The sequence below is a fragment of the Bradyrhizobium sp. genome, from assembly GCF_035484855.1.
Classification (GTDB): Bacteria; Pseudomonadota; Alphaproteobacteria; order Rhizobiales; family Xanthobacteraceae; genus Bradyrhizobium.
The window spans coordinates 21502-29956 of sequence record NZ_DATHOP010000122.1 but is presented as its reverse complement, the minus strand read 5'-3'; the positions used below and the strand labels follow the sequence as shown (position 1 = coordinate 29956).

Annotated in this window: 5 protein-coding genes; 2 read left to right on the top strand and 3 right to left on the bottom strand. The window is 62.0% G+C overall.

Annotation, left to right across the window (positions count from 1 at the left end):
- Nucleotides 1-141 precede the first annotated feature (141 nt).
- Nucleotides 142-3288: an efflux RND transporter permease subunit gene (locus VK804_RS14285; RefSeq protein WP_325371469.1), complete on the bottom strand. Its 3147-nt coding sequence runs from the start codon at nucleotides 3286-3288 to the stop codon at nucleotides 142-144.
- The gene (locus tag VK804_RS14280) at nucleotides 3285-4454 is read right to left on the bottom strand and encodes an efflux RND transporter periplasmic adaptor subunit (RefSeq protein ID WP_325371468.1); all 1170 of its coding nucleotides are present in this window, start codon (nucleotides 4452-4454) and stop codon (nucleotides 3285-3287) included. The genes VK804_RS14285 and VK804_RS14280 overlap by 4 nt, the downstream gene beginning before the upstream one ends.
- Before the next feature lie 148 nt (nucleotides 4455-4602).
- Between VK804_RS14280 and VK804_RS14275 the strand changes: the two genes are divergently transcribed.
- Nucleotides 4603-5064, top strand: a complete 462-nt coding sequence (locus VK804_RS14275) for a MarR family transcriptional regulator (protein ID WP_325371467.1) — start codon at nucleotides 4603-4605, stop codon at nucleotides 5062-5064.
- A 574-nt stretch (nucleotides 5065-5638) separates the two neighbouring features.
- Nucleotides 5639-7948, top strand: coding sequence for a TonB-dependent siderophore receptor (locus VK804_RS14270; protein ID WP_325371466.1), 2310 nt, complete (start codon nucleotides 5639-5641; stop codon nucleotides 7946-7948).
- Here the strand turns inward: VK804_RS14270 and VK804_RS14265 are convergent.
- Nucleotides 7926-8441 carry a hypothetical protein gene (locus VK804_RS14265; protein WP_325371465.1) on the bottom strand — a complete coding sequence of 172 codons (516 nt, stop codon included), beginning with the start codon at nucleotides 8439-8441 and terminating at the stop codon, nucleotides 7926-7928. The two genes, VK804_RS14270 and VK804_RS14265, sit on opposite strands and share 23 nt — an antisense overlap.
- Nucleotides 8442-8455 lie beyond the last annotated feature (14 nt).

Below are 8455 nucleotides of genomic sequence, written 5' to 3'. Positions count from 1 at the left end.
GCACAACGACCAGAAGCTCGATGGCGACGGCGTCGGCGCCGCCGAAATGGCACGTCAATAACGCAACCGCGATGACTGAGACTCTGGGTTTTTGCTGGGCGAGAATGGTCCCGGTATTGCCGGTATGCAGCCAACGTCAAGTTACTCGGCAGCTTCCTTGACCGAGCCATGCTCCGCCACCGAGTGCTCTTCCTCGGCGTTTGGCGATCGTCCCCAGCTAGCGAAGGCGTTGGAGAGCCGGTCGAGATAGAGATAAACCACGGGCGTCGTGAACAGCGTGAGCGCCTGGCTGACGATCAGGCCGCCGACCATCGCGTAGCCGAGCGGCTGGCGGATTTCCGATCCGGTGCCGGTGCCGAGCATCAAGGGCACGCCGCCCAGCATCGCGGCCATCGTCGTCATCATGATCGGGCGGAACCGCAGCAAAGCCGCCTTGCGGATTGATTGCTCGGAAGAGAGGTGCTCGTCGCGCTCCGCCGAGATCGCGAAGTCGACCATCATGATGCCGTTCTTCTTGACGATGCCGATCAACAGGATGATGCCGATCAATGCGATCAGGCTGAAGTCGTAGCCGAACGCCATCAGGATCGCGAGCGCGCCGACGCCGGCCGAGGGCAGCGTCGACAGGATCGTCAGCGGGTGGATGTAGCTTTCGTAGAGGATGCCGAGGATCAGGTAGACCACGACGAGCGCCGCCAGGATCAGCAACGGCACGGTGCCGAGCGATTGCTGGAACGCCTGCGCGGTGCCCTGGAAGCTCGAATTGAGCGTGGCGGGCGCGCCCATGTCGGTCACCAGCTTCTGCACGGCGTCGGTCGCCTGGCCGAGCGCCACGCCCTGCGCGAGGTTAAAGCTGATCGTGATCGCCGGAAACTGGCCCTGGTGGCTGATCGAGAGCGGACGCACCGGCACGCTGGTCCAGGTCGCAAACGTCGCCAGCGGCACCTCATCGCCGGTCAGCGGCGATTTGATATAGAGCTTGTTGAGGCTGTCGAGGTTGCCCTGCAGGTCGGGGAGGATTTCCTCAATGACGTGATAGCTGTTGAGCTGGGTGAAATATTGCGTGACCTGGCGCTGGCCAAAGGCGTCATAAAGCGTGTCGTCGATCAACTGCGGCTGGATGCCGTAGCGCGAGGCGGTGTCGCGATTGATCTTCAGCTCGAGCGTCGTGCCCTCGCTCTGCTGGTCGGTCGCGACGTCGCGCAGTTCGCGCAGGGTCTGCATCTTCGTCAGGATCTTCGGCGCCCATTCGTTCAGTTCGTCAGGATTGGCGTCCTGCAGCGTGTATTCGAACTGCGTCCGCGTCGGCCGGCCGCCGAGCCGAACGTCCTGCGCCGCCTGCATGTACAGCCGGGCGCCCTCGACCTTGTCGAGCTTGGGACGCAAGCGGGCGATGATCTGCTGGGCGTTCGCGGTCCGCTCATTGCGCGGCTTCAGCGTGATGAACATGTTGCCGTTGTTGCCGGCCCTGCCGCTGCCGCCGATCGCCATCGCCGTGCTGGCGACGGCCGGATCGGCCTGCACGATATTGACGAGGACTTCCATCTTCTGCGTCATGGCGGCGAAGGAAATGTCCTGCGAGGCTTCGGCCGTGGCGGTGATCAGGCCGTTATCCTGCTGCGGGAAAAATCCCTTGGGAATGACGATGAACAGGTAAACCGAGAGTCCCAACGTCGCGAAGAAGATGACGAGCGTCGTGAGGCGCCAGCGCATGGCGACGTCGAGGCCGCGCTCATAGGCATGAAGCATCGCCTCGAACGCGCGCTCGCTCCATTGATAGAATCGGCCGTGCTTGGTTTCGCCGTGCGCGCGCAGGAAGCGCGACGCCATCATCGGCGTCAGCGTCAAGGACACCACCATCGAGACAAAGATCGTCATCGCCAGCGTCACCGCGAATTCGCGGAACAGCCGCCCGATGATGCCGCCCATCAGCAATAGCGGGATCAGCACCGCGACCAGCGAAACGCTGATCGACACGATCGTGAAGCCGATTTCGCTGGCGCCCTTGAAGGCAGCGGCCAGCGGTTTCTCGCCTTCCTCGATATAGCGGGTGATGTTTTCCAGCATCACGATGGCGTCGTCGACCACGAAACCGACTGCAATCGTCAGCGCCATCAGGGACAGGTTATCGAGCGTATAGCCGAACACCCACATCAGCGCGCAGGCGCCCAGCAGCGCCAGCGGCACGGTCACCGTTGGAATTACCGTCGCCCAGAAGCTGCGCAGGAAGACGAAGATCACCATGACGACGAGCAGGATGGTCAAGAGCAGGGTGAATTGCACGTCCTCGACCGCGGCGCGAATGGTCTGGGTGCGATCGCTGATGACTTCGATCCTGATCGCCGGCGGGATCGCCGCCACCAGCCGCGGCAGCATCGACTTGATCTTGTCCACGGTGTCGATGACGTTGGCGCCGGGCTGCTTGTAGACCACCAGGAACACGCCGCGCTTGCCGTTGGCCCAGGCCGCCTGCTTGGCGTCCTCCGGTCCGGTGACGGCCCGGCCGATATCGCGAATCCGCAACGGGCCGCCGTTGCGGTAGGCGACGATGACGTCGTTCCAGTCCTTGGAATCCAGCATCTGGTCGTTGGCGTAGATCGTGTAGGCCCGCGTGTCGCCGTCGATATTGCCCTTCGGGCTGTCGACGGTGGTGATCGCAATCTGGTTGCGGACATCCTCCAGCGACAGGCCCTTGGCGACCAGTTTCGCCGGATCGACCTGGACACGGATCGACGGCTTTTGCTGGCCGCCGATGATGACCTGCGCGACGCCGGAAATCTGGCTGATCTGTTGAGCGAGCTGGGCGTCGACGGCATCGCTGACGGTGGTCAGCGGCAAGGTGTCGGATGACGCCGACAACAGCAGGATCGGCGAGTCGGCCGGGTTGACCTTGCGGTAGGTCGGCGGCGTGGGCAGGTTTTTCGGCAGCTGGCCGCTGGCCGCGTTGATGGCGCCCTGGACGTCGTTGGCGGCGCCATCGATGCTGCGGTTGAGATCGAACTGGATGGTGACCGCCGCCGTTCCGAGGTAGCTCGTCGAGGTCATCTGCGCGATGCCCGGGATCTGCGCGAATTGCCGTTCCAGCGGCTGCGCCACCGAGGAGGCCATCGTCTCTGGGCTCGCACCCGGCAGTGTCGCGGTGATCTGGATGGTCGGGAAGTCCACCTGCGGCAGCGGGGCGACCGGCAGCAGCGGATAGGCGACGAGGCCGACGAAGAGAATGCCGGCCATCATCAGCGAAGTGCCGATGGGATAGCGAATGAAGGGTGCGGAAATGCCCTCGCTCATTCCTGCTTGACCCCGCCCTGCGCCTGGTCCGAACTGGCGACCGCGGTGCTCACCAGCGTGCCGGGCTGCACCTTGTACTGGCCCGCCGTAATCACCTGTTCTCCGGGTGACAGGCCGGATTCGACCACCGTGCGTCCGTCGATCGACTGGCCGACCTTGACCTTGCGCAGTTCGGCCTTGTTGTCCGAACCGACGGCATAGGCATAAAGACCCTCGGTACCGTGCTGGATTGCGTCGTCGGGAACCACCGCGGCATCCTTCAGCGTCTTGATCAGAAGCCGCGTCGAGACTGACTGGCCCGGCCACAAGGCGTGGTCTTTGTTGTCAAACACCCCTTTGAGGCGAATAGTCCCGCTGGTGGTGTCGACTTGATTGTTGACCACTGCCAGGGTGCCGTCCGCCAGGGGTTTCTTGCCGTCGGTCGTGATCGCGATCACCTTCAGTGGCTGACTGGATTGCGCCTCGTTTATATACGGCAATTGCTCTTCCGGCGCGGTGAAAATGACGGCAATCGGCTCAATTTGTGCGACCGTCACGATACCGGTTTGGGTGGAGGCGTTGACGATGTTGCCGACGTCGACCTGACGAAGGCCGACGACGCCTGGGATCGGCGACTTGACCTGGGTGTAGTCGAGCTGGGTCTGGGCGTTGAAGATCGCCGCATCGTCGGCCGCGATCTGCGCGGTCAATTGCGCCACCGTGGAGCGCTGGGTATCGGTCTGCTGCCGGGTCGCGAATTCGCCGAGCTTGGTGTAGCGCTGCAGATCCAGATTGGCATTGGCCAGATTGGCCTCATCCTGGGCCTTCTTGGCCTTGGCCTGGTCGAGTGCCGCCTGATAGGGCCGCGGGTCGATCTCGGCGAGCAGGTCGCCCTGGTTGACGGTCTGGCCTTCGTTGAAGGCGATCTTGTCGATCTGGCCGTCGATGCGGGTGCGCACCAGCACGGTGTTGAAGCCCTGCACCGTGCCAAGGCCGGTCAGGTAGACCGGGAAATCGGATTTCTGGACCGGCGCGATGGTGACGCGGACAGCATTGCGCGCCGACTTTTGCGCATTCGCGGCGGCCGCCGCCCGATCCTCGCCGTGGAACCGCTGCCAGCCGTAATAGCCCGCCGCACCCGCCACGGCGATCAGCAAAATCCAGCCAATGGTTCGCGATTTGGTCATGCGGGCTCTTGGGTTGAAAAAATAAGAAGCGGGGGGCCTTTAACAGGTTCCCGGCGAGGATATATAATATGCGTGCACTTAATGTGTAAACACACCATAACTTGAGAATCCTAAACAATTCGCAAGCTTGGAGGTAGGGAATAGCACGGTGTCGCTGGATCTGAAACGCCAGCTGGTCGCGCAACTTGTCGAGAGTTCGCGCCTGCTGCGCAACTATATCGATCACCGTGCCAAGGGCCGCGGCACCACGCGCGCCCAATGGATCGTGCTGTTCCGGCTGCGGGAGCAGGAGGGACTGTCGCAGGTCGATCTCGCCGAAGTGCTCGAATTGCAGCCGATCTCGCTGGTGCGCCTGCTCGATCGTCTGGTCGAGCATGGCCTGCTCGAGCGTCGGCACGACCCCAGGGACCGGCGCACCAACCGGCTGTTTCTCACCGCGAGCGGCCGCCAACTGGTCGACGATCTCGACAGTCTGCGCGAAGCCATTGCCTGCGACGTGCTGCGGGATATTCCGGACCACGCCATCGAGACCAGCCTCAAGACGCTCCGCGACATCAAGGAGCGGATCAAGGGCCTTGCCGAACCCCCTGGCAACGTTGCGGCCAAATAATCGGCCAGCACGCGTTCGAGCGATCCGATATTCGGGCTGCGGTGGATGCAGCCCACGCACCCGATGTCGAGTTGTGGTCGCAAAGCTTGAATCCTGCAGTCTCGTTCGTCGCGCTCCCGGCTGTCGAAAAAATCGGAGGCCCGGTCGCTTCGGTTGCGCGACGCATATGGGATGACGATGATCAGATCATGATCCGCGAAACTTCGGCGATGGGAAACTTGTTTGATGGAGGCATCGAACGTTTCATTGGTGTTCGCTCGACGGCGTCATAAGTCAGCTATTTTCAGGCACTTCCGCGATTCTACTTAGAACCGTTCGAAGCCGAGTTTAGAACGATTTCAAAGCCGGGATTAGAATCGTTTTGATCTGGATGGATTCAAACGTCGCAACGCACCGTTGCCGTTGACCCGAATTTTTTCGCTCGATACCAACATTCAACAGCTCGCCGCAAACGAACCGCGCGCGCATTGGAAGCTGGTTTGGGGCGCGTGCTATGGGGTTGGAGAATGCAACGACGACGGAGCCTGCTCTCCGACCCCGGATCCGCCTGTTATTCCGGGCCGCGCTGCTCTCGGTGAGCTGCGCCGCGCTTGGCATGGTGGCCGGCGCGCCACAGGCACGCGCGCAAACCGCGGAGGCGGCGCCGCCTCCCCAGCTTCCGCCGGTCGTGATCATCGCTCCGGAAGCAAAACGCCGCGCCAACAGCGCGCCAACGCAACACGCCGAGCGCGGTGCCCAGCAGCGCCGGTCGCAGGCCGCACGCCGGCCGGAGCAGGCGCCGGCGCCAAAGGCTGCGTTCGCGGAATCCCAGGACACCCGCACCGGCAGCGTCGGGGTTTACGCCAACAGCACGTCGGTCGCGACCAAGACCAACACGCCGCTGGTCAACATTCCGCAGTCGCTCAGCGTCATCACCAAAGACTTCATCCGCGACCAGAATTTCCAGAATTTCACCGAGGTCACCCGCTACGTTCCGGGTGTGGCCGTGCATCAGGGCGAAGGCAATCGCGACGAACTGGTGATCCGCGGCGTCGATTCCAGCGCCAATTTCTTCGTTAACGGTTTTCGCGACGACGTTCAATATTTTCGCGATTTCTACAACGCCCAAAGCGTCGAGGTGCTGAAGGGCCCGAGCGCGCTGACCTTCGGCCGCGGCGCCGGCGGCGGCCTCGTCAACCGGACGCTGAAGGAAGCCGACGGCACGCCGGTGTATGACGCGTCAATACAGACCGGCTCGTGGAACGATCGTCGCTTCACCCTCGATGCCGGTCAGGCGGTCAACGAAAACGTCGCGGTGCGGTTCAATGCGTTTTATGAGGGGACCGATACGTTCCGCGACTTTGGCCGGATCGAGCGCTTCGGCATCAACCCGACCGTGACGCTGAGGCCCGATGACGACACCAAGATAAAACTCTCCTACGAATATTTTCATGACGAGCGCACCTCCGATCGCGGCAATCCCTCGCAGACGCCGGCCGGCGGAGCCACCCGTTTCAATCCGGCGACGCCGTTCACGCCGAATGGCGACTTCTCGGCCTTCTTCGGCAGCCCGACGCTGAATGTCGCGCGCGCCGACGTGCAGACCACGATGGCCATCGTCGAGCACGATTTCGAAAACGGATTGACGGTCAGGAACGGGACGATCTTCGCCGACTACCAGAAATTCTATCAGAACGTCTATCCCGGCAACGGGCCGCTGTCGGGAGCGGTCGATCCCACCGATACCACGATGAATCTCGCGGCCTACCAGCATACGACCAACCGCGACAACCTCTTCGACCAGACCGATTTCACCTACAAGACCTCTACCGGTCCGGCGCTGCACACGGTCGGCTTCGGTACCGAATTCGGCCAGCAGACCGGCATCGACGTGCGCAACACCGGCATCTTCCCGAACGGCACCAATACGATCGTAGCGAATCCGTTTGCGCCGGCCTATTTCGGGCCGGTCACCTTCATCCATCAATTCCCCGGCGCCTTTTCGCCCGGCGTCACCGCCGCCGACAACAACAGCCGGTATCGGCTCAATCTCGAGTCCGGTTACGTTCGTGATACCGTCGAAATCACCCGCTGGCTGCAGTTGATCGCAGGCGCCCGTTTCGACAGCTTCGGCATGTCGGCACTCGACATGAACACCAATACGTTGCAGGCCCGGACCGACGACAAGATCTCGCCGCAGGCGGCTGTGATCGTGAAGCCGATCGACAGCCTGTCGGTCTATGCGGCCTACAGCATCTCCTATCTGCCGGCATCCGGCGATCAGTTCTCGACGCTGACGCCGGGTACCGTGATTCTCGACCCGCAGAAATTCGAGAACACGGAAGCCGGCGTGAAATGGAACATCAATCCAAAGCTCTTGTTATCGACCGCAATCTACAATTTGAACCGGACCAACCAGCCGATAGCCGACGGCAACAATCCCGGGTTCTTCTTTCCGTCCGGCAGCACTTTGACCAGGGGTTTCGAGGCCAGCCTTGCCGGCTACGTCAGGAGCGACTGGCAATCGTCGCTGGCCTATGCCTATACGGATGCGAAAATCACCAGCGCCACGTCGACGACCATCGTTGCCGGCAACCGCGTCCAGCTCGTGCCGTACAACCAGTTTGCGTGGTGGAACAAGTATCAGATCGACCCGGTGTGGGCCGCAGCTCTCGGCGTGATCTATTTCAGCGATTCCTTTGCCTCTTCCGACGACACCGTCCGCTTGCCGGGATTCGTTCGCTTCGACGCCGCGCTCTATCTCAAGATCAACGAGACATGGAAGGCGCAGTTCAATGTCGAGAACATCTTCAACAAGGGATATTGGGCGTCGGCGGACGGCAACAACAACATCTCGCCGGGCCAGGCGCGAACCTTCCGCCTCAGCACGATGGCGAAGTTCTAGAGCGGGGGAGGGTCATACGCAGCCCGATCTCTCTGCGATCCAAATTAGAACGTTTCAAATCTACGTTTAGAACGATTTCAAAAGCCGAGATTAGAATCGTTTTGATCTGGATGGATTCAAACATCGCAAAGCCCTGTTGCCGTTGACCCAATTTTTTTCGCTCGATACCAACATTGCAGCAGCTCGTTGCAAATGAACCGCACGCGCGAATGGAATCCGGTGTGGGGACGCGTGGCATGGGATCGGGGAAGGCGACGACAACAGGACATGCTCTCCGATCACGGCTCCGCCCGCTCTCGAGGATCGCTCTGCTGTCGGCGAGTTGTGCCGCGCTTGGCCTGTTGACCATCGCGCCGGCGGCGCGTGCGGAGACCCAGTCGTCGCCGGCAATATCGCAACTTCCACCGGTCGAAATCACGGCTCCGACCCCAAAGCCGAAGCGTTCGCCGGCGAAGCGCCCGGCGTCGGCGCGGGCGATCGCCAGTCGCGGCACGGGCCGCGCAGGCG

Bases quoted from the DNA above. Each gene is read 5' to 3' on its own strand.
- VK804_RS14285 (WP_325371469.1), bottom strand. From the start codon at position 3,288: ATGAGCGAGGGCATTTCCGCACCCTTCATTCGCTATCCCATCGGCACT.
- VK804_RS14280 (WP_325371468.1), bottom strand. From the start codon at position 4,454: ATGACCAAATCGCGAACCATTGGCTGGATTTTGCTGATCGCCGTGGCG.